Raw genomic sequence first — 21,777 nt, forward strand, 5'->3', positions numbered from 1 at the left:
TCCGCATTTCAGAATTGCCCGGAAGGACTTTGTATAATATACACTAAAATCAGTTTTTTTGACATTATGCTTGCATAATTATAAAATATAGTGTATAGTAAACTTTGCGATCAAGATTGTTTTAAGTGCCGCCCGGGGCGGCGCAGAAAAAATGAAAATATAGTTCAGGAGGAAGATACAATGAAAGAAAAAGTGGTACTTGCCTATTCAGGCGGACTTGACACAACAGCCGTTATCCCGTGGCTGAAGGAGACATTCGGATACGACGTCATCTGCTGCTGCGTAAACTGCGGACAGGGAGAAGAGCTGGACGGTCTCGAGGAGAGGGCAAAAATGTCCGGCGCTTCCAAATTATATATAGAAGATATCGTGGATGATTTCTGCGACAATTACATCGTTCCCTGCGTGCAGGCTCACGCAGTATATGAGAACAAATACCTGATCGGTACAGCTATGGCCCGCCCGGCCATCACAAAGCGTCTCGTTGAGATCGCAAGGAAAGAGGGAGCTGTCGCAATCTGCCACGGCGCAACAGGTAAAGGCAATGACCAGATCCGCTTTGAGCTTGCCATCAAAGCGCTGGCTCCGGATATCAAGATCATCGCTCCATGGCGTATGACAGACCTGTGGACCATGCAGTCCAGGGAAGACGAGATCGAGTACTGCCGCCAGCACGGCATTGATCTTCCTTTTGATGCAAAGCACAGCTACAGCCGTGACCGCAACCTGTGGCACATCAGCCACGAGGGTCTGGAGCTGGAGGATCCAGCCAATGAGCCCAACTATGACGATCTTCTGGTCCTCACCGTGACTCCCGAGCAGGCACCGGACGAGCCGGAGTATGTAACCATGACATTCGAAAAAGGTATTCCCAAGAGCATCAACGGCGTGGAGATGAAGGTCTCCGACATCATCCGCAAGCTGAACGAGCTGGGCGGCAAGCACGGTATCGGCATCATTGACATCGTAGAGAACCGTGTCGTAGGCATGAAATCCAGGGGCGTCTATGAGACTCCTGGCGGAACCATCCTCTACGAGGCTCACCAGCAGCTGGAAGAGCTGGTTCTGGACCGCGCCACATCTGAGGTGAAAAAGGAGATGGCCGACAAGCTTTCCCAGGTTGTGTACGAGGGCAAATGGTTCACACCTCTGCGGGAGGCCATCCAGGCATTTGTGGAGAGCACTCAGGAGTATGTGACCGGCGAAGTGAAATTCAAGCTCTACAAGGGCAATATCATCAAGGCCGGCACCACCTCTCCCTACTCACTGTACAGCGAGTCACTGGCAAGCTTCACAACAGGCGACATGTATGACCACCATGACGCCGACGGCTTCATCACCCTGTTCGGACTGCCACTGAAGGTCCGCGCTATGAAGATGCAGGAGATGAAAAAAGAGAACGAGAGCAAATAGTAAAAGGTAAAAGGGGACGTAATACTCTTCAAAAGTATTACGTCCCAAATTCATTTAACTGGTGTGTAATTGTGTCAATCCGAAATCAACTTATTTCACAAATTACAGTCATATCATATTTTATCTGTCAAAAAAAGTAAAAGCTTTTCCTCATAATAGTGGAGAGGCTCTTGCTTTTCAATTCTCATAGCTGTAATGACCGACGAATTCGCCAAGCGCATGTGACACAATTACACACCAGTTGGTTCAAATCCGGACGTAACACTTTTGAAAGATATTACGTCCCCACTTTCTTGTTTTTCAACCCGGACCGTTTCCAGAGCCAAAGGCCTGACAGCACGACAAACAGCGCCCCGCCGATCAACTCAATTTCATAAATGATGTTCTCACTTGTAGTTCCCATCACTGGCAGCGCAGAGCACACGATAGCCACTCCACAGATCACCAGCTCTGAGTATCCGAGAAAACAGCCCCACTTTTTATTTCTTGTCATCTGGTAAAGTTCCGGCTTATCTTCTTTCTCTCTCTTGATCTTAATGTACGCTGCAAACAAGAGCACGTACGGGAACAGGGAGGTCAGTGCTGTCATAGTGACAAGCACATTGTAGATCGTCTCCACCGCTGAGAAAAGGTTGACCCCTGCCAGGAGTACTGTGATCAGGACAGCCTGGAACAAAATAGCCTTCTCCGGCACATCATACTGGTTCTTCTTCATGAATTTCTCTGAGAAAATCCCCGGTTCTGAATATCCGAACAGCATTTTCACCGGCTGCACAATATACAGAACCAGCGCGCCCAGAACAGACAGAGCAATGCCAAGTGCCAGGATCTGCACAAGGATCTCCGGAACTCCGAGAAGTTCGCTGGCCTTTGTCAGGGCATCCAACGTACCTGTGTAGGCAAAGATTTCTGAGGTAGGCAGCAGCATAGTCATGCAGACAGCACCCACCACGTAGAGAACACAGATCAACCCTGCCGCGATCATAATGGCCCGCGGATAATCCTTCTGGGGATTTTTCATATCAGACACAAAATTGGCCGTAAATTCCGCCCCTGTGTAAGCAAAAGTGATTCCGGAAATAGCCACAAGAGAATTCATGTTCATCTTGGGCGTCATTGTGGCCACTGTGTACTCAGAAGCGCTGGGAGCCACCTTCAGGACCACTATGGCCAGGATGGCCATGCCGATCAGGAATATAGTCGGTATTACAGAGCCGAATGCACCCACGCTGGTGAAATATTTTCCAAGCTTCATACCCCTCATACTGACAAAGGAGAGCCCCCAGATCACCACCAGAGACATGATCAGCACAAAGGTTTTGTTGTCCGCCAGCTCCGGCCTCCCGATCATATAACTGACATTGATGGCAAGGAAGGTCAGGAAGGACGCATACCAGAATATCAGCGCTGTCCAGTGCATCCAGGATACTAAAAATCCGTACTTTGTCCCAAATGCGATCTTCACCCAGTCATTCAGCCCGCCGTCTGTAGGGTAGGCCGAGGCCAGCTCTGCGCACATCAGCGCCTGAGGGATAAAGAAGATCAGCATGAAAATAACCCACATAGGGATTGCTCCCAACCCCAGACCAAAGCTGTCTGAGGTTGATTTTGCAATCCATCTGATCCCGTAGAGTGCGGAGACATTCATCAACACAAGTTCTTTAAAACTAATTTTTTTATACTTGATGGTCCTCACCCCTTTCGGTCCAATCTCCTAAATCAGAGACCATTTCTCTTTACTTTATAGTCGTAATCTCTGTGGAACACATGCTCCCCGTTGATGGAGGCATCCATATAGCCGGTGATATAAAAGTTTTCCAGGTCTGATGTCTGAGTCACCACGATATCGCAGTCTGTAAGCCAGCCTTCCCGGCCGTTCTTCATTTTCTGATAGATCGTGTACTTTGCTGACAGAGGATCCTTGTTGCTCATGGTCAGTTCTCTCTTCAGATTGTGCTCCACAACCGTTCCGATATCGTCAAAGCGGTACACGCCCTCGCCGAACACGCCTCCCACACCATCTGTGATAGAGGTCCATGTATCTGTGATCAGATCGTATGTGATCTGTCTGTCCACATGCCCCGGTGAAAGTGTAGTCATCGGTGTGAGCGGTGCACATCTTGCCTCCATATCCGGTCCCTTTGCGTCCTTCCCCTTAAACAAAGGCAGGGCAAATTTTGCAGTGGACAGATCCAGCCTCAGTGTAGCCAGCTCCGGCGACGGCCAGATCATAGGCCAGAAGGAATTGGCTATCGCAAGTCTGATCCTGTGTCCGGCAGGGAAGTTGTGTCCGCACACGTCCAGCTGTACCTTTGCCTTGTACTTCTTTCCAGTCTCCAGATAAACCACCTTCTCGTGCCCCTCCAGATGGGTCAGGTTCATCAGTCCGTAGGACACTCTTGTGGCTGCTCCGTCAGGATGAATGTCACAGAGTTCCGCATAGAGGAACGCATTTGGCTTGTCGCTGGTAAATTCCACCTCAAATTCAGGATATCCCAGGATCTCCATCTCCTCTTCCAAAATATCAGAGTCAAACACCATAGCCATGCCATCGTCTACCCGCATATCCGCCGGGCTCTCTCCCGGAACGCCAGCCCCCATCCACTCGTTGGCCAGAAGGCCATGGTTGGGCAGCGTGCACAGGTCTACCATTTCTGCTTTCTTGTTCTCTTCCTCCTGGAGATGTCCGTAAGTCATGGATAGCGTCTTCATCTCCACGTCATCTGAGGGCCACTGATCCAGGGCCACCCAGCGGCCGTCACTGACAGGATGCACGGTCTCCGGCTTCATGCTGTCCTCAAGCCAAACCTGTACCATAGGGCAGTCCAGCGTATCATTATCAATTCCTTTGAGCCATTTATCCCACCATTTTGTCGCTTCTCCCAGGAAATCCATGGCTGGCTGGGGTGCGCCGTCGTGGGCAAACACATGTGCCCAGGGCCCGATCAAAGCCTTTCTTGGAACGCTCAGCCCCTCCATCAGGGTAAGCACACTGTTGGTGTAGGAGTCAGCCCAGCCGTCCAGTGCAAAGACCGGTACCTTGATATCATCGTAGTTCACGCTTACTGAGCCATGCTTCCAGTAATTGTCCCTTGTCTGATGCTCCAGCCAGTTTGCCGGCCACAGAGGCATCTCCTCCAGGCGGCGGATAGACTCCTCCTTCCATGTGTCTGGTTTGATCTCTGAGTCAACGGCACGGCACATATAGGCCAACATAATATTTCCCCACCAGAAATTGTCATTCAGAAGGCAGCCGCCTTTATAATGGATGTCCTGCGTGTATCTGTCGTCCACAAATCCCACGCATATAATGGCCTTTAGCCCTTTAGGCTGCCTTGCAGCCACCTGCAGGGAATTAAAACCGCTCCAGGATTTTCCCATCATACCCACATTGCCGTCACACCAGGGCTGTCTCGCAATCCACTCGATACACTCCACTGCATCATCCTGTTCCTGTTTCAGGTACTCGTCATAGAAGCACTGGTCAGACTCTCCTGCTCCCCGCATATCTACGCGGACTACATTGTACCCCATACCAGCGAAAAATCCGTACATGGGCTCATCCCGCCCTCTCATGCCGTCCCGCTTACGGTAGGGCTGCGTCTCGAATACAGTCGGGACCGGCTTGTCCGTTTTCGGATGCCAGATACGGGCAGAGAGCCTGCACCCGTCCGACATGGTGATCCATTCGTTCTCGATCACATCCCACTCATATGGGAATTCCTCTCTCCCCATTACCCGCTTTGCTTTTGGTTCTACTTTAGCCATATTCTCAGACCTCCTTTTATAAAATAAATTTCATTTATGACTCTGCGGTTTTCTTTTTAGCATATTTTTTGGTCCAGATGATTGCCACGATCAGCCCGATAATGCCCATTGCTATCATATACATGTGGTTCAGATGATATCCCTGATATCCCGGGTAGGTATCCAGCAGTTTCCCTGCAATAGTGTAACTCAGAACTTCCGGAAGATAGCCGAAGGTAGATGCCATACCAATGGCCACTCCCCCCAGTTCCACCGGGATGCCTGCTTCTGAGATAAAGGAAAAATACAGTCCAAAGTTGGAGAACATACCTGCATACACCAGCACACACGCCACAACAACAAGGGTCATCCTGGAGTCAGAACTCATTCTTCCCGTCATATCCATGATGATCACTCCTGCCACCATGAGTATATATCCCACGATCATGGTCTTGCTTTTTCCCACTTTGTCTCCTGCAAAACCGCCGATGGTGGCAGCAAAGGGACGGATATACTGGGACATGACTGTCAGTATGGCCGCGATCACGGCTGTAACCCCGATTATATTGCTGGCATAGGGCGTAAAGTAGTAGGAAGACATATTAAATGTATAGCTGGTGTAGATCATGATGATGATCAGCCACATGACAGGCATTTTCAAAACACTCAGGATCTGCTTGAGAGAAACCTGCTGTGAAGCTGTCTCTCCCACTGTATCTGGCTCTTTCAGGATAAAGATAAAAATAATCCCTACGATCAGAGGAGCCAGCGAATAGAACCATATGATCGCATCAATCCCCATGTATGGCATGGCTCTTGCCTCAAACACGCCAAAAATAGCTGTCGCCACAGCCAGATGGGCTGCATTGAACACGCCTCTGCCCCCCTCAAAAATTCCATATGCCCTGCTCTGCTCCTCGTCCGTTGCCTGTATCCGGACAATCTTCATAAGAGCAGGCCAGAACGTCAGAAGAGAGGTTACGCCCCACAGTCCGTAAATGGCTGCCAAAGCGTAGAAGTCGCTCACCACCAGATGCAGAAGTCCACCAAAGCCGGTGGCGATCATGGAAAAGATCAACAGTTTTTTCGCCTTGATCTTGTCCGCCAGGACCCCGCCTATAACGTAGGAGAATACACCGAGAAGGCCGTATGCACTTCCCAGAAGTCCCATCTGTGTGTTCGTCAGATTATACATACTCTGATAGGTGTCATAATAATAAGAACGAAAATACGGGAGTCCGTAGATGATCGAGCCGGCAAACGCCAGCAGAAGGATCGTTCCCAGATTTTTTTTGTAACCTTGTTTGGCCTCTTTAGCCATCCATACCGCCTCCATTCCATACTCTCATTTTCATGTGCGCCGCGCTTTTCTTTGTAGAAATTATACCCGCATTGATAAGGGATTCACAAATTTCCCATTTTTCTTCTTACGATAATTTTTCTTCTCATAATTCAATTAAAATGATACTTCTTCGTTTTTTTATTCCCATTTCTCAAATTTTTTATTTATTTTTTATCTTTTTCATAACTTTTTCTCAATATATGATATTGGGCAGTAATTTTTAGTTAAATTCCCGCTTTTCAAATTTATTTTCCCAAAAATAGGTGTCCAAATTGCTGTTTATATGGTAAAATCTGTATTAAAATGTAATCTAAATCTAAACGCCGGGAGGGATGATCACATGAATTCAGGTTCCTTTTACGTGACTTTGGGCCAGAAACTCCGGGCCAGACGCCGGTCAAAGCATCTGACTTTAAGCGATCTGGCCGAAAAATTGAACAAAAGTGCAGCCACTATATCTAAATACGAAAAAGGTGAGATCTTTATCAGTATTGACACACTGGTGGATATCTGCAGAATTCTCAATATTGAAGTCTCCTCGCTTCTTCCTGACACCTGCATGACAGAAGACCCAAACGATGTAACAAGATACCAGAAATATTTTTCAGAATGTCTCTATCTCTACTGGTTTAATGGGGAAAAAAATAAACTGCAGAAAGCAGTTCTCATCAATCAGAAAATGTCTTTTAAAACTACCATGTATTATGATGTAGCTGATACAGCCAACTACTATGAGGCCAACTATGTATACGAGGGGAAGGTCTCCTACACAGACTCCTGCATTGATTTTATCCTGAGCTGTACAGAGCCTCCCTTTGACACGCTCACGCTCCGGCTGTCTTCCTTAAACCGCAACAATTCCTACAAAGTGGGCCTTCTGTCAACGATCAGCTATTTCTATCAGAATATTGCCATGAAAGTTATTGTCTCGGAGACTCCGCTGCCAGAAGATGAGCAGCTGGTCTCCTCTCTCCGCCTGACTACAGAAGAATTGAAAAATATCAAGCGCACCAATTTTTTCTATGCACAGTAAAAAGGCTGGCCTTTTCAGCCAGCTCTCTCTCAGCTTCTTCCGCAGTTGGCACCCTGCATACTGTCTCCTGGGGAATCTCGTGCTGGAGTACGACCATGTCATATTTTTCCAGTTCTTTGTTGATACTGTCCACACAAGCTCGGTCCACCCTTCCGTTTGCCCCCGGGACAACCACAATGGTATTATCATTTTCTGACACAGTGATCATCGCCAGTCCTATGGCTATTCCTTTCATGTTCCGAACATGTCCGGTGCTGACGCCTGCCCCCTGCAAGGCAAGCTTCATCTTTCGTCCTCCCCTTTCTTTTCATCAGACCTGCATCTTTCCACGAGACAGATCTCAGCTATGTTTCACAAAACATGTACTATCTCGCACTCCAGAGACGCAGGGCATTTTTATACCAGATCTTATCCAGCTGACCCTCTGTAAGCCCCTTTTTCTTGAGCGCTTCCCACAGTCTCCCCATACGTCCGATATCAGGAATATCCATCTTTTGCATCCCGTCAAAACCGTCAAAGTCCGTCCCTATAGCGGGAAGGTCCATGCCTCCCACCTTGATCATATGCAGAATGTGGGCTGTCATCTCCTCCAGACGGGACACATCCGGCGTTCCAAGAAAAGGACCGTAGAAGTTAAGCCCTGCCACGCCGCCGTTTTCTCCCAGCGCTTTAAGCATCTCATCTGTCAGATTCCTCGGGTGGTCTGCCAGGGCCCGACAGTTGGAGTGGGTAGCGGCCACCGGCTTTCTGCTATGCCTCAGGACATCCCAGAATACACCGTCAGACGCGTGGGAGATATCTACGATCATTCCCAGCCCATTCATCTTCTCTACCACCTGGATGCCAAAAGGCGTCAACCCTTTCTCCATAAGCAGACGGTCCCGGCTGTTAGGGGCACCTATGCAGTTCTCATAGTTCCAGAGAAGTGTCATAAGCCGCACGCCTCTTTCATACAGCTCCTCCAGCCGCGCCAGCCTGCCATTCAATACGCCGCCTTCCTCCACTGTGAGAACAGCCGCTATTTTCCCCTTTTTATGAATTATTTCTATATCTGCCGGCTCTTTTGCCATCTCCAGCCGGCCGCTGCAGCGCTCTGTCTGTGCCGCCATGTAGTCGATCATATCAAGCACATGCCAGTACCCTGCCTCATACTGTTCTTCGGGCGTGTTCCCATCCATGGCATCCCGGTAGACAAAACAGGCAAAAAACTGAGCCATCGCCCCTCCGCTCTCCAGTTTCCGAATGCTGACAGAGCCGTCATTGTCGAGAAGATCCCCCTCGCCTTCCAGATCCATCAGTCTCCAGAGTGTATCGCAGTGCAGATCGATCAAATTCATGTCTTATGACCTCCTTTTGTACATATACTATACTACACTATTTTCTAGGAGGAAAGAGTATGACTCCTGTTATCGGGATTGTCACCTGCGGCTTTGAGGGGAACCGCCAGTTCGTCACCGACAGCTACATCTCTGCCGTCTGCCGGGCGGGCGGCTGCCCCGTGCTCCTGCCCTGCGTGGAGGACGAAGAGCAGAAACTGATGGAGGTCATGGCTGCCTGCTGCCACGGTTTTCTCTTCTGCGGCGGCGGGGACATTACACCGTTTCTTCTGGATCGCCCTCCTCTATCCCCCTCCGGGGAGACCGACATAAAAACAGACATATTTCAGATCCTTTTCCTGAAATATGTCCTTACTATGACAAAGCCTGTCCTTGCCATCTGCCGGGGCATGCAGGTCATGAATGCCGCCTGCGGCGGGGAACTTCTGCAGGATCTGTCCCTCCGGGAAGAGCCTGTCCTCAACCATATGCAAAGATCCCGTCTCCGCAGCGATTTCTGTCACACAGTCTCCTTCAAAAAAGATAGCATGCTATATAAGATTTTCGGGGAAAATACAGCTGTCAACAGTTTTCACCACCAGGCAGTCCTGACACCGGGAGGGCGCCTCCAGGTCACTGCACAGGCTCCTGACGGCATCCCCGAGGCACTGGAGATGGAAGGACACCCCTTTGCCCTGGGTGTCCAGTGGCATCCCGAGTGTATGACTCGCTCCCTCAATATGCGGCGTCTCTTTCTTGCCTTTGTTGAGGCGGCCAAAAAACTAGATCCCGCAGAAATCAGCTGACAGCTGCCGGCCTGCTTTACAGTTTTCTTTTGATCTTGCTCCAGATTACAGCCGAGAGGATCACCGCAATATAATCCGTGATAGCCTGTCCGTAGATCACACCATCCAGTCCGGCTACTGCCTCCAGCAGATAGAGCAGGGGGATCAGCAGCACACCCTGTCTCATAACGGACAGGATGGTTGCCGGCAAAGCATGCTCCACTGACTGCATACAGTTCATATTTACAAAAAGAATGCCTATAAAGGGACCGGAGACCATATAGGCCACCAGCATCTCCACACCATAGCGGACCACATCATTGTCACTAATGAACAGACGGATGATAGGCTCTCTCGCAACAAAGAAAAGGACTGTCGCCGCCACACCCACAATGACACAGCATTTTTTCGTGAAGCGCTCCACTTCCTGGAACCTTTTCATACTTCCTGCCCCATAGCTGTAGCCCAGGAGGGGCTGTATGCCGTTTGCCAGCCCCATCTGCAGGAAGGTGATAAACATGTTGGCCTTGAACACAATGCCGATGGCTGCCACCGGATCATTTCCGTAAGCCACAAGGATCTGGTTCAGGACAATCGTGGACACACTCATAAGCGCGGAAAATATAGCTGTGGGAAGGCCTGTTGAGCAGACTCCTTTCAGGATCCCCTCCCTGCAGGTGAAATCCTTCGGACGCAAAGACATAACCTTGGATCTTCTCAGGAAATACCAGAGATAATAGGCGCTGGCCATGAGATTTCCAATGGTGGTGGCAATAGCTGCACCGGCCGCTCCCATGCCAAAGCCGGATATAAAAATAGGATCCAGCACAATGTTCGCAATGGTCCCGATCATGCTTCCGATCATGGCCTCCCGGCTGGCCCCTTCCGCCCGGACCACGAAACTGGCCGCCGCGGACCAGATAATAAAAGGCGCTCCCACAGCCACATAGACCGTATATCTTCTCGCGTATTCATAGGTCTGGGCATCCGCCCCAAACAGAGACAAAATGGGGCCTGTGAACACAAGGAGGATCACCGCAAAAAGCACGCCTACAATGAGAGAAGCGTAGGTGACCAAGGCAGATACCTGCCGCACCCTCTTCTCATTTTTCTGCCCCAGCGCCATGGATGCGGCGGCGCTGCCGCCCATGCCGAACATATTGGCAAATGCCATGAAGAGAATAAAAATGGGATTTGTCAGACTCACAGCTGCCACCTGAAGTGCATCGCCAGTCTGTCCCACAAAAAAAGTATCTGCCATGTTGTAGACTACTGTCACAAGACTGCTGATCACGCTGGGAATGGCCATCTTGGCCACAGCCTTCGACACCTTCATGGTGCCCATCCAATCTTTTTCCAGTTCCGTTTCTTTCATTTTCCGTCTCTTCTCCTTCCAGTTTCATTCAGAATACCGCAGGGCCGCTGTACTCCTAATCAAGATTTTCCAACATTTTCCCTGCGATCCGCAGGAATGTCTCCTGTTCCTCACTGGATATGCCCTGTAGGAGGAGGGCTTCCGACTCCTCTATCTCCCTTCTGAGCGCATCGTGGATCTTCTCCGCTTTCTTGGTAAAGACAATCCGTTTCCAGCGACCATCCTCCTCGTCCGGTATACGGCAGATCAGTTCCTGCTTTTCCAGCGATTTCAGCACTTCAGACGCTGTGGGCGGCCGCAGTCCAAACTCCCTCTCGATATCCTTCTGGTACACTTTGCGCTTCATGCTCTCCACCAGTATATAATCCAGTATATTTCCCTGGGATCCGCTGATCCCCACCGACTCCTGTACTGCCATGGACCGTCTTCTGAGCCGGTTGGAAATCCGGTTGATCATCTTTCCCGTTTCCACACACAACACCTCCTTTTCACACAACCACTCCGAAACCCGCATAAATTCTGCAGATTTGGCTTTTTCATTTATTTAGGTTCCTAAGTATTATAGTGTCAATTGAATCTATTATCAAGAAAATATACAACCCACTCTGCCAATACAGACACAATTACACACCAATACATGTAGATCCGGACGTAACACTTTTTAAAAGTGTTACGTCCGGATCTACAGTTTACTCAAACGGATACTTCACACCCCAGTCCTCCCGCAGGGCATCCATCCACTCCATGATCCGCAGGGTCTTTGCGTGCGGCATCTCCTGGCACTCCAGCTCTCCCGCGGCGATGGCGCGCCTGCAGGCAAGCACTTCGTACTCATAGCCGGTGATCTGTTCGGGCACTTTCACTTCCCTCACAAGGTGACGGTCCGGCGCATAGATCTGAATTGTATCAATATTGTTTATATTGCAGGCGATCATGTATCCTTTTGTACCGTAAATAATTCCATACTGCTCTGTGTCCGCCCACATGCTCGTGTGGAGCACGGCCATCTTTCCATCTCTGTATGTAAGGATGATCGCGTCCTGGCCGTCCACGCCAGTGTCTGTCTTCACACACTCGGAGGTCATTTTCACAATGTCATCCCCCAGCACCATGCTGGCAAAGTTCAGCGTGTAGACACCCACATCCAGAAGGGCGCCGCCGGCCAGCTCCGGCCTGAGCATCCGCTCCTTGTCTGTCAGCTCGTACCCCAGATTGGCGCTGATCATTTTGATCTCCCCCAGTTCCCCGGAAGCGATAATGTCGTCGATCATCTTCCGGGAGGGCATATACCTTGTCCAGATCGCCTCTGTGATGAACACTTTTTTCTCAGCTGCATAGTCCAGAAGCTCCCCGGCCTGGGCTGCATTGGCTGTAAAGGACTTTTCGCAGAGCACCGGTTTTCCGTAGGAAATGCAAAGTTTTCCGTGCTCCAGGTGATGGGAGTGGGGCGTGGCGATGTAGACAAGATCCACATTCTCATCGGAAAGCATTTCCTCGTACGAACCATAAGCCTTCTCCACATGATTTTTCTGTGCAAACGCCTCCGCTTTCTCCAGACTCCTGGAAGCTACAGCGTAGCACTGCGCCTCTTTCATCCCATTCAGCGTCTTCGCCATGGTGGCGGCTATCCTGCCTGCCCCTAAAATGCCTACTTTCATATTCTGTCTCTACCTCCTGTTTCTGACTGCCGGCCAGGCTTTTGACCTGCTTTTCCCGGCAGTCCTTTCTTTAAGCTTTTACCTGTCTGTAATATAGCATTTCCAGCCCCGGAAGTAAAGCAGCGAGCTGCTATCCCGCTTCCATGTACAGCGCACATGTGCGCCGCCCGGGCAGGCCGGAAGCAGAAATTTTTCACATTTTGTATATTTTCTCATATTTTTCCAAACACTATCATCGGAATACATGAAAAGGAGGTAAAGGATATGTCTGAAATATCTGTTCTCGACCTGCAGAACCTGCGTCATCTCATCGGCGGTTATGAGACCAGCTGCCAGAAAATGACAGAGTACGCCAATATGGCCCAGGATGCAGAGGTGAAAAAGCTGTTCCAGGACGCAGCAGACTGTGCCATGCAGAACAAGCAGGAACTGATGCGCTTTCTGTAAGCCCCACAGGCTGAAAGCCGAGACTGAAAAATGAAAACCAGCAGCAAGGAGGAAAAACGATGCTGAACGAAAAGACTATGGTGGCAGATGCCCTTGCAGGTGTAAACGGAGAACTCACCCGCTTTGGCGAGATGATCCCCCAGACGGAAAACAAAGAACTGAAACAGTGTTTAAAACAGATGCGTAATGCTTGTGAGATGTCCCAGGAGAAGCTCTATGACCTTGCCCGCGAGCGCAGCTACTATGTGCCGGCCGCCAAGGCAAGCCAGCAGGAGATCGAGCATGTCCGCTCTATCCTGTCCCAGCCGTCCATGAAATAGGCGGCCCACTCTTTGCGGCGTGAAGCTGGCGCAGATGCATTCTGTCACGCCGCTTACATAGCATCATCTTCTGCACTCTTTGTTCCACTCTATCTCCCTCACAAAATGAATGAAAAATGATTTGAAATTTCATTTTTATTGATATTTCTTACGAATTTCCTTATTTAATAGATATTTTTTGCAGGAAACAATTGACGATCGTTCAGTTTCCCGCTACAATGGTGACATTGAGTGAAAAAATGAGTAAAACTATGATGGAGGATGCAAGGATGGCAGCATATGAAGAATTATCAAAAGAAGAACTGTTGAAAATCAAATCCGAACTGGAAGCAGAGTTTGAGCAGGTAAAATCCCAGGGACTGAAGCTGGATATGTCCCGCGGAAAACCGTCCACAGAACAGTTGAATCTGTCCATGGGCATGATGGATGTTCTGAACAGCAGCTCTGACCTTGTGTGCGAGGAGGGCGTGGACTGCCGCAACTACGGCGTTCTGGACGGCATCAGAGAGGCAAAGCAGCTTCTTGCCGACATGATGGAAGTTCCAAAAGAAAATATCGTGATCTTCGGCAACTCCAGCCTGAACATCATGTACGACACCATCGCCCGCTCCATGACACACGGCGTTATGGGCAGCACCCCCTGGTGCAAGCTGGACAAGGTAAAATTCTTATGTCCGGTCCCGGGCTATGACCGCCACTTCAAGATCACAGAGTACTTCGGCATTGAGATGGTCAATGTACCCATGACTCCCACAGGCCCGGATATGGATATCGTTGAGGAGCTGGTAAGCACAGACCCGGCCATCAAGGGAATCTGGTGCGTACCCAAATACTCCAACCCCCAGGGCATCACATACTCTGACGAGACTGTGCACCGTTTTGCCAAGCTGAACCCGGCTGCGGAAGATTTCCGTATCTTCTGGGACAACGCCTACGGCATCCACCATTTATATGAAGATAAGCAGGATTACCTGATCGAGATCCTGATGGAATGTAAAAAAGAGGGACACCCGGACATGGTGTACAAATTCTCCTCCACATCCAAGATCAGCTTCCCCGGCTCCGGCATCGCTGCCATTGCAGCTTCCACTGCCAACCTGAAGGCGATCCGGGAGCAGATGCAGATCCAGACTATCGGACACGACAAGGTAAACCAGCTCCGCCACGCAAGATATTTCAAGGATATCCACGGCATGGTGCAGCACATGAAAAAACATGCGGACATTATGCGTCCAAAATTTGAAGCTGTTATTTCCACTCTGGAAAAAGAGATCGGCGGCCTTGGCATCGGTTCCTGGCTGTCTCCCAGAGGCGGTTACTTTATCTCCTTTGACGCCCTTCCGGGATGCGCAAAGAAGATCGTTGCAAAAGCAAAAGAGGCAGGCCTTATCATGACAGACGCTGGCGCCACCTTCCCCTACGGCAAGGATCCCCAGGATAGCAATATCCGTATTGCCCCCTCCTACCCAACCGCTGAGGAGCTGAAAGTGGCCACAGAGATCTTCGTTCTCAGCGTCAAGCTGGTAAGCATTGACAAGATCCTGGAAAGTAAATAAAACACAGAACTTAATCATAAAAGACGTGCGCAGAGAAGACAATCAGACTCCTCTGCGCACGTCTTTTTTATATCTGTTTTCCCTCCAGGGTCTGCCGGATAATGCTCTCCATGTTTTCACGGCTCAGCGCACCGCTTACATACCCGTACACCTTTCCCTCCCGGTCGATCATATAAGTGGTGGGGTAGGCGCTGATGCCGAACATGGCGCTCACCTCTCCTGTCTCATCCATGAGCACAGGGTATGTGTAACCATTTTCCTCCATGAAGCGGATCACCTCTTCCTTTGTCCCCTCGCCGCCGATGCCCGGCGTGGCAACGCTCAGGAAAACGACTTCCGCATCGTCTCCCGCGGCTGCATATTCCTGGTAAAGAGACTGGATATCCGGCATCTCCATCCTGCAGGGCGAACACCAGGTGGCCCAGAAATTAAGAAAGATCACTTTTCCCCTGTAGTCAGAAATACTGTGCGGCGCGCCGTACTGATCTGTCAGCGTAAATTCCACGCTCCCGGCCTGCCCGGCATCCTCTTCCGCATCATCTCCTGCATCCTCAGCTGTCTCTTTCTCTTCTTCCGCCGGCGCCGCCGCGCTGCCGCTGTCCCCGGCCGCACTCTCCTGTCCGGCCCCCACACCGGAGAGATATCCCGTAATATCGTTCATTTTCCCGGTAAACATCATAAGTCCCATAAAGATCATCAGCACCGCCCCGATCTTTACTGTGTACTTCACGATATTTCTGTATTTCTGAAAAATTTTCAAAAGAGTAGTCGTGAAAATCCCTGCTGCCAGGAAGGGCAGGACGAATCCAAGGGTGTACACGCCGATCATGAGAAATCCCTTTGCCCTTGTCCCGGCAGAAGCCGTCATGAGGAGAACGCTGGAAAGAGCCGGCCCCACACAGGGCGTCCAGGCAAAGCTGAAAGAGAATCCCATCAGCAGAGCCGTCACCGGGGACATGGCCATCCGGTCCAGATGAAAAGGCAGCCTGTGCTCATTGCCAAGAAGCCTGGAAGAGCCGAACACCCCCAGCTGATAAAGCCCCAGGGCAATGACAAGGATCCCTCCTGCTTTTGCAAATATATTCTGATAATCCCTGAAAAAACTTCCCGCCGCCGAGAATCCAAGTCCCAGAAGGAAAAAAGTAAAACTGATACCCAGCACAAAAAACACTGTATTGACCAGAACTTTCCTCCCGGGATAATGCCACGCCCCCGTCTCATCCTTCACTCCCGTCCCGCCGGACAGATAACTGACATAGAGCGGAATAAGGGGAAACACGCAGGGCGACAGAAAGCTCAGGATCCCCTGTATAAATACGGTTAAAACCGGAATACTCACATCCAGATCAAATCCCATAAAACCCTCCCTGAAGCGGCCCTGGCCGCCGTGATTTTCTCTATCATATCGGGTTTCCCCTGCGGCGTCAACTCTTTTATCCCTCTATCATCCGCCCCTGCCAGGCAATTGACACAGGCTGCATCGCTTTCTATAATAATAAGAGATATTTTAGAAACAGCTGGAGGAAAATCTATGCAGGAAAGTAAACTTCTGTCAGGCAGCATCACCAAAAGCCTACTGATCTTCGCACTGCCCATGATCGCGGGAAACTTGTTGCAGCAGTGCTATAATATTGCAGACACGATCATCGTGGGACGCTTTCTGGGAGCAGATGCCCTGGCAGCTGTGGGATCTTCCTACACACTGATGACCTTTCTCACATCCATTATCCTGGGACTCTGCATGGGCAGCGGCGCCTCTTTTTCCATCAGTTTCGGCCAGCAGGACTTTGACCGCATGAAATCAGGCATCTTCCAGTCTTTCGTCTTTATCGGAGCAGTGACCGTGGTGCTGAATGCAGCTGTCTTTATCGGCATTGACGGGATCATCTGGTTCCTTCGGGTTCCAGGTTCCATCACAGGACTGATGAAGGACTATCTGCTCATTATATTTGCCGGAATTATAGGCACATTTCTCTACAATTATTTTGCCTGCCTGCTTCGCTCTGTGGGAAACTCCCGGGCTCCTCTCCTTTTTCTGGCTGTCTCTGCCGTAATGAATATTGTGCTGGACCTTGTGTTCGTCGTGATCTTCCGCTGGGGCGTCGGGGGTGCTGCCTTTGCCACCATCCTCTCCCAGTACGTATCCGGCGCCGGGCTGGCCTTCTACACAAAAGTCCGCTTTCCGGAGCTGATGCCGGGGCGGCAGCACAGAAAATGGGATCAAAGCATTTTCCACGAGATCACCAGCTTCTCCTTTCTCACCTGCCTTCAGCAGTCTGTCATGAATTTTGGCATCCTCATGGTCCAGGGGCTTGTCAACAGCTTTGGGCCTGTCATCATGGCTGCTTTTGCGGCAGCGGTGAAGATCGACTCCTTTGCCTACATGCCTGTACAGGACTTTGGAAATGCATTTTCCACCTTTATCGCCCAGAATTACGGCGCAAAAAAAGAAGACCGGATCCGGCAGGGTATGAAGAGCGCTTTTTTGTGCGCCTTCGTCTTCTGCCTTCTCATCAGCCTTCTTGTGTGTCTCTTTGCAGAACCTCTGATGAAGATATTCGTGTCCTCGGAGGAGACGGAGATCATTGCCGCCGGCGTTCATTATCTGCATATTGAAGGAGCCTTCTACTTTGGGATCGGCCTTCTGTTCCTTCTCTACGGGCTCTACCGGGCCATCGCCCGCCCCAGCATGTCCGTAGTACTGACAGTCATCTCCCTGGGCACCCGGGTGGCCCTGGCCTACCTCCTGTCCGCCATCCCCCAGCTGGGAGTCACAGGCATCTGGATGTCTGTTCCCATTGGATGGGCTCTGGCAGATCTGACAGGCGTTGTGTACTATATGCACCTCACAAGAAAAGGGAAGTGAGCCTTCACTTCCCTTGACATCTCCATTTTCATTGTCTATCGATCTCCCTTTTCCGTAAATCTGTCAAGGATCTTTGTCATCGTCTCCTCCATCTGGTCTATCTCCTCCTGGGAGATCCCGTCCAGAAACGCTTCATTGATCTTTTCTATCTCGCTTTTCATCCTCACCACCAGAGGCTGCGCCCTCTCTGTCAGATAGATCCTCTGGATCCTCCGGTCACGCTCATCCTGCCTGCAATCCACAAGGCCTTTTTCCGCCAGCGCTTCCACGCTGCGGCTCACCAGTCCTTTAGAGACCCCCAGGATCACTTTCAGCTGGCTGGCCGTGTTGATGGTTTTATTGTTAGAGAGGAGGATCAGCACAGACATCTCGTTTGGGGAGAATTTTTCCTGCGCCACTTTTTTATTCAGTTCATTCGCATATACCTGCCTGATCTGGTTAAAATAGCCAAGCATGGCCTCCACTGTTCTTTGCATGTCCTCTCCTTTATCTGTTTATAGTTTACTTGTAAACAAGATGTAGTCTATAGCAAAAGGCGGCTTCTGTCAATGCCGCCGCTGCACTGTATTTCAGATTATACAGTCACATCCCAAATTCTTCTGCGTAAATTATCTGTCCGCCAAGAGGCCGCGCGTCTTCCCGCAGGCGTACTGCCATAAAATTGGCAGAAGGGATCCCATCCGGCACTTCCACGCCAAAATGTACAGCCTCTCTGTAACCTGTCCTTGGATAATAGCTGTCACTCCCCAGCACAATGGAGTAGGCATATCCCATCTTTCTGGCGATCCGGTGGCCCTCCTCGATCAGAGCTGTCCCCACACCCTGTCTCTGAAAAGCAGGGCGCACTGACAGTGGCGCCAGGGCCAGCACCTCTGCCTCCCCCACCTGTGCCTTTGTAAAAAGAATATGCCCTGCCAGCTGGCCGTCTTCTTCCGCCACAAGGGAAAGCTCCGGTATAAAGGCATCTCATTTTCTAAGCGCCTCCACCAGATCCTGCTCGTTTCCATCCGCATGTTCAGCGGATGCAAACGCCTCCCTGATTAGTTCATATACTTCTTCGTAATCTTTTGGTGTTTCCTGTCTGATCTTCATCTTACTCTTCTCTCTCCTCAATTTTAATGTGTATTCTGTCACCAGCGCCCTTTCCCGAACACCTCTCTGATATCCCAGGGAAAGATCACGTACGCACCGCCTTTGTCCGGCACTTCGTGAATGATCTCATCGTACTCAAATATCTGCTTCATATCTGTCCTCCTTCCAGGATTTTACCACAAAAATCTGCCCAAAGCCACTGTTGCCATCAGACCGGGTTTCCGATATAATAGACAGATAATCGAAACTATATACACCTCTTATCAGAAAGGAGCTCCGACATGAGGCTTTGTATTGCTCATGCTCCGTGCAGAGTCTGATCCCGGGCGGGACTGACACGGAGCTTGCTTCAAATAGGATAACTGCCGTCCGGAAAGAAAGGCTTTGCACTTTTGGTCTGTTTTATCATAAGGAAAAGGAGCAAAGTCATGATACAAAAACTCAATACATTATTTAACGGATTACACACCTTTATCATTCTCTGGGCAACCCAGGGATTCTCTGCTCTTGGCAGCTCCATGACAAGCTATGCACTTGTCATATGGGCCTACCAGCAGGAGGGATCGGCCCTTGCCTCCTCCCTTCTGACTGCGTGTTCCTATGCCCCCTATGTGCTTCTGAGTATTTTTGCCGGAGCCTTGAGCGACCGGTGGAACAAAAAGCGCACCATGCTGGTGTGCGACAGCTTTGCGGCTCTGTGTACTCTGTCTGTCCTGGTCCTTCTTGTGACTGGACAGCTCAAGCTCTGGCATCTGTATGTGATCAATGCCCTGAACGGCCTCGGAAATACGCTGCAGCAGCCTGCTTCAGACGTGGCCGTAAGCCTTTTAACTCCCAGAGAACAATACCAGAAAGCAGCGGGGATGCGGGCCTTTTCCAACTCCCTTGTGACCATACTGTCACCGGTTTTCGCCACAGCTCTTCTGTCGGCTTTTGGCATTTACACAGTGATCGCCTTTGATCTTCTCACCTTCACGGCAGCTTTCCTCTCCCTGGCCTTCTTTGTAAAGCTCCCGGAGCAGGACCTGTCCAAGCGGAACACTGAACAGGCGTCTGTGCTGCAGACCGCCGGCCAGGGGCTCTGCTACCTGAGGGAGAATAGGGGCATCCTGGATCTTATCCTCTTTCTGGCCTGCATCAATCTGGTGGCTTCTGTGTACAACGCCGCCCTCCCCGCTATGCTGCTCTCCAGAGACGGAGGAAGCCAGGCTGCACTGGCACTGGTGTCCACCTGTACGGGCCTGGCAAATGTAACCGGCAGTGTCATCGCCACCTTCCTGCCAGCCCCAAAGAGCCGGGTCAGAGCCATCTGCCTCTCTCTCCTCTTTTCCATGAGCACGGAAAACTTTCTGCTGGCTCTTGGCCGGGGCACTCCTGTATGGTGTCTGGGAGCCATCCTTGGCTGGCTCTTCATCCCGGTTATGAACACCAACATGGACGCCCTCTTCCGCACCTACATTCCTGTGGAGATGCAGGGGCGGGTCTACTCCGCAAGAAATACTCTGCAGTTTTTCACCATACCCGTAGGCTATCTGCTGGGCGGCGTTCTCGTAGACCAGGTCTTTGAGCCCTTTATGGCAGACCAGGATAAGGGCAGCATCCCGTCTCTCCTGTTTGGCACAGGAAAGGGGTCAGGCGCAGCTTTTCTGTTCTTTGTGATCGCATTTGCGGGCATCCTGGTATGCCTGTATTTCCAGAGAGATGGACATATCTGGAAGCTGGAGGGCAAAAGAAACGATTAAATTTACATCAATAAAATACGCAGGCGCAGACTTCTCGGTCTGCGCCTATATTCCATACATTTTCAGGAGGAAAGAAAATAAACGGATTTATACTGCTGCTTTCCTTTTTCTTTATCAGAATTGCCATCCTGACATTTCTCGACCGGGCCTCCCTGCAGAGGGCAGCCATGTTTGCGCCCCTGAAAAGAAACGAAAAAGAAGCTTATTTCATATATCCGTTAACAAATGCAGGGATTATCCTCTATCCCTTCTTTCTCACAGTAAAGGCCTTCGCCTCGCCGGATAAAATCGGGCTCAACACTGACGGCATTTACCGCTTTTCCCGCAACCCCATGTATGTCTCCTACTTTGTCTGCTTTCTTGGGATAGCGCTGCTGACCAGCTTCCCTCTCACTCCCCCTTATATTCCGTCAGGGAATACCTCTCTCCTTCCGCTTCAAACACCTCTTCAAAGGGCAGCCCATCCCGGTAGATCCATTTCTTGATGAAGACCGGGCTCATCACAAACAACCTCTCGTTTTTCAGGCCGGAATACCGCTCAAAGGAGCCGGGAAAATGTTTTCCGTACAGCCCGGCAAATCTCTCATTTTCCATGGGATGCCCCAGCTCCCTGCAGATGCCCCCGATCTGTATGTTGTCCATGCAAAGAGCTGCGTTCTTATTCTCTGCAAGCTGTCTGTATTTGAGGAAGGCCCTGTCTGTCTGAAAATACAGAAGCCCCTCCATCTGGATAACGCTCATCATCCTGGAGGAAACTCTGTCCCCCGCAGCAGTGGAGAGCACCATTTTCTTCGCTTCGCCAAAGACTTCCCAGAAAGAGCGCTGCTGCCTTTGGAACTCATTTTCGTGGTCCCTGGCATACTGCCAAAACTCCGGCGTCCCGGACCAGTACCGGACGCCCCAGTGTTCAAAATCCCATTCCTCCATATAGTCGTTGCACTCGTAATCAATATAATATAAGACTCCCTCCCGCAAGATAAAGTTGGTGGGAAAATAATCGATGTTGAGTCCTGCCGGGCCGAGGCAGCGGCACATGTCCCTGACCTGCTCCGCGCAGGTTTCCGGCAGTCTGTCTCTTAACACGA

General features: G+C 50.5%; 22 protein-coding genes. 9 read left to right on the top strand and 13 right to left on the bottom strand.

The genetic code is table 11. The features are described from left to right. The first annotated feature begins 180 nt into the window (after window positions 1–180). Window positions 181–1,413, top strand: coding sequence for an argininosuccinate synthase (locus INF30_RS07130; protein ID WP_226394716.1), 1,233 nt, complete (start codon window positions 181–183; stop codon window positions 1,411–1,413). Window positions 1,414–1,690: 277 nt separating this feature from the next. Here the strand turns inward: INF30_RS07130 and INF30_RS07135 are convergent, their stop codons facing one another. From INF30_RS07135 to INF30_RS07145, 3 genes are read right to left on the bottom strand one after another with little or no spacing between them, the layout of a single operon-like run. After that, window positions 1,691–3,109, bottom strand: a complete 1,419-nt coding sequence (locus INF30_RS07135; RefSeq protein ID WP_330391019.1) for an APC family permease — start codon at window positions 3,107–3,109, stop codon at window positions 1,691–1,693. 23 nt (window positions 3,110–3,132) lie between these two features. Beyond that, window positions 3,133–5,181 carry a CocE/NonD family hydrolase gene (locus tag INF30_RS07140; protein WP_226394717.1) on the bottom strand — a complete coding sequence of 683 codons (2,049 nt, stop codon included), beginning with the start codon at window positions 5,179–5,181 and terminating at the stop codon, window positions 3,133–3,135. A gap of 34 nt (window positions 5,182–5,215) precedes the next feature. Then, on the bottom strand, window positions 5,216–6,481 hold the full coding sequence (locus INF30_RS07145; RefSeq protein WP_226394718.1) for an MFS transporter: 1,266 nt from the start codon (window positions 6,479–6,481) through the stop codon (window positions 5,216–5,218). A gap of 361 nt (window positions 6,482–6,842) precedes the next feature. Between INF30_RS07145 and INF30_RS07150 the strand changes: the two genes are divergently transcribed. Continuing rightward, a complete protein-coding gene (locus tag INF30_RS07150) occupies window positions 6,843–7,535 on the top strand; it encodes a helix-turn-helix domain-containing protein (protein WP_076776546.1) in 693 nt (230 codons plus the stop codon). On the opposite strand, the gene INF30_RS07155 is transcribed toward INF30_RS07150, so the two are convergent. Both INF30_RS07155 and INF30_RS07160 read right to left on the bottom strand, forming a co-directional pair. Further along, a complete protein-coding gene (locus INF30_RS07155) occupies window positions 7,504–7,821 on the bottom strand; it encodes a carbohydrate kinase family protein (protein WP_226394719.1) in 318 nt (105 codons plus the stop codon). The genes INF30_RS07150 and INF30_RS07155 overlap by 32 nt on opposite strands. A 79-nt stretch (window positions 7,822–7,900) precedes the next feature. After that, complete coding sequence (locus tag INF30_RS07160; RefSeq protein ID WP_226394720.1) at window positions 7,901–8,872, bottom strand: dipeptidase; 972 nt, start codon at window positions 8,870–8,872, stop codon at window positions 7,901–7,903. A gap of 59 nt (window positions 8,873–8,931) precedes the next feature. Between INF30_RS07160 and INF30_RS07165 the strand changes: the two genes are divergently transcribed. Continuing rightward, window positions 8,932–9,657, top strand: a complete 726-nt coding sequence (locus INF30_RS07165) for a gamma-glutamyl-gamma-aminobutyrate hydrolase family protein (RefSeq protein WP_226394721.1) — start codon at window positions 8,932–8,934, stop codon at window positions 9,655–9,657. A 16-nt stretch (window positions 9,658–9,673) separates the two neighbouring features. Here the strand turns inward: INF30_RS07165 and INF30_RS07170 are convergent, their stop codons facing one another. From INF30_RS07170 to INF30_RS07180, 3 genes are all read right to left on the bottom strand, one after another. Continuing rightward, window positions 9,674–11,011 (bottom strand): MATE family efflux transporter, encoded by a 1,338-nt coding sequence (locus tag INF30_RS07170; protein WP_226394722.1) that lies wholly within the window; start codon window positions 11,009–11,011, stop codon window positions 9,674–9,676. A gap of 55 nt (window positions 11,012–11,066) precedes the next feature. After that, entirely contained in the window at window positions 11,067–11,483 is a 417-nt protein-coding gene (locus tag INF30_RS07175) for a MarR family winged helix-turn-helix transcriptional regulator (protein WP_076776538.1), read from the bottom strand. 217 nt (window positions 11,484–11,700) lie between these two features. Continuing rightward, window positions 11,701–12,669 (bottom strand): Gfo/Idh/MocA family protein, encoded by a 969-nt coding sequence (locus INF30_RS07180; protein WP_226394723.1) that lies wholly within the window; start codon window positions 12,667–12,669, stop codon window positions 11,701–11,703. 264 nt (window positions 12,670–12,933) lie between these two features. On the opposite strand from INF30_RS07180, the gene INF30_RS07185 reads away from it, so the two are divergent. From INF30_RS07185 to INF30_RS07195, 3 genes are all read left to right on the top strand, one after another. Further along, entirely contained in the window at window positions 12,934–13,116 is a 183-nt protein-coding gene (locus tag INF30_RS07185) for a hypothetical protein (protein ID WP_076776534.1), read from the top strand. A 62-nt stretch (window positions 13,117–13,178) separates the two neighbouring features. Beyond that, window positions 13,179–13,436, top strand: coding sequence for a spore coat protein (locus tag INF30_RS07190; RefSeq protein ID WP_076780725.1), 258 nt, complete (start codon window positions 13,179–13,181; stop codon window positions 13,434–13,436). 269 nt (window positions 13,437–13,705) lie between these two features. Further along, window positions 13,706–14,992 carry an aminotransferase class I/II-fold pyridoxal phosphate-dependent enzyme gene (locus INF30_RS07195; RefSeq protein ID WP_076776532.1) on the top strand — a complete coding sequence of 429 codons (1,287 nt, stop codon included), beginning with the start codon at window positions 13,706–13,708 and terminating at the stop codon, window positions 14,990–14,992. 67 nt (window positions 14,993–15,059) lie between these two features. On the opposite strand, the gene INF30_RS07200 is transcribed toward INF30_RS07195, so the two are convergent. Continuing rightward, window positions 15,060–16,349: a redoxin domain-containing protein gene (locus tag INF30_RS07200; protein WP_226394724.1), complete on the bottom strand. Its 1,290-nt coding sequence runs from the start codon at window positions 16,347–16,349 to the stop codon at window positions 15,060–15,062. A gap of 174 nt (window positions 16,350–16,523) precedes the next feature. Between INF30_RS07200 and INF30_RS07205 the strand changes: the two genes are divergently transcribed. Further along, window positions 16,524–17,858, top strand: coding sequence for an MATE family efflux transporter (locus INF30_RS07205; protein ID WP_226394725.1), 1,335 nt, complete (start codon window positions 16,524–16,526; stop codon window positions 17,856–17,858). Window positions 17,859–17,893: 35 nt separating this feature from the next. Here INF30_RS07205 and INF30_RS07210 read toward each other — a convergent pair whose 3' ends face one another. From INF30_RS07210 to INF30_RS14730, 3 genes are all read right to left on the bottom strand, one after another. Beyond that, window positions 17,894–18,334, bottom strand: a complete 441-nt coding sequence (locus INF30_RS07210; protein WP_076776527.1) for a MarR family winged helix-turn-helix transcriptional regulator — start codon at window positions 18,332–18,334, stop codon at window positions 17,894–17,896. A 106-nt stretch (window positions 18,335–18,440) separates the two neighbouring features. Continuing rightward, a complete protein-coding gene (locus INF30_RS07215) occupies window positions 18,441–18,797 on the bottom strand; it encodes a GNAT family N-acetyltransferase (RefSeq protein ID WP_330601284.1) in 357 nt (118 codons plus the stop codon). 27 nt (window positions 18,798–18,824) lie between these two features. Further along, window positions 18,825–18,950 carry a hypothetical protein gene (locus INF30_RS14730; RefSeq protein ID WP_311136011.1) on the bottom strand — a complete coding sequence of 42 codons (126 nt, stop codon included), beginning with the start codon at window positions 18,948–18,950 and terminating at the stop codon, window positions 18,825–18,827. A gap of 428 nt (window positions 18,951–19,378) precedes the next feature. Between INF30_RS14730 and INF30_RS07220 the strand changes: the two genes are divergently transcribed. Both INF30_RS07220 and INF30_RS14905 read left to right on the top strand, forming a co-directional pair. Then, the gene (locus INF30_RS07220) at window positions 19,379–20,692 is read left to right on the top strand and encodes an MFS transporter (protein ID WP_226394726.1); all 1,314 of its coding nucleotides are present in this window, start codon (window positions 19,379–19,381) and stop codon (window positions 20,690–20,692) included. A 167-nt stretch (window positions 20,693–20,859) separates the two neighbouring features. Beyond that, a complete protein-coding gene (locus INF30_RS14905; protein WP_226394727.1) occupies window positions 20,860–21,177 on the top strand; it encodes a phosphatidylethanolamine N-methyltransferase family protein in 318 nt (105 codons plus the stop codon). Here INF30_RS14905 and INF30_RS07230 read toward each other — a convergent pair. Beyond that, on the bottom strand, window positions 21,083–21,775 hold the full coding sequence (locus tag INF30_RS07230) for a pyridoxamine 5'-phosphate oxidase family protein (protein WP_226394728.1): 693 nt from the start codon (window positions 21,773–21,775) through the stop codon (window positions 21,083–21,085). The two genes, INF30_RS14905 and INF30_RS07230, sit on opposite strands and share 95 nt — an antisense overlap. Window positions 21,776–21,777 lie beyond the last annotated feature (2 nt).

It is taken from the genome of Claveliimonas monacensis, assembly GCF_014982975.1.
In the GTDB taxonomy this organism is placed as follows: Bacteria; Bacillota; Clostridia; order Lachnospirales; family Lachnospiraceae; genus Claveliimonas; species Claveliimonas monacensis.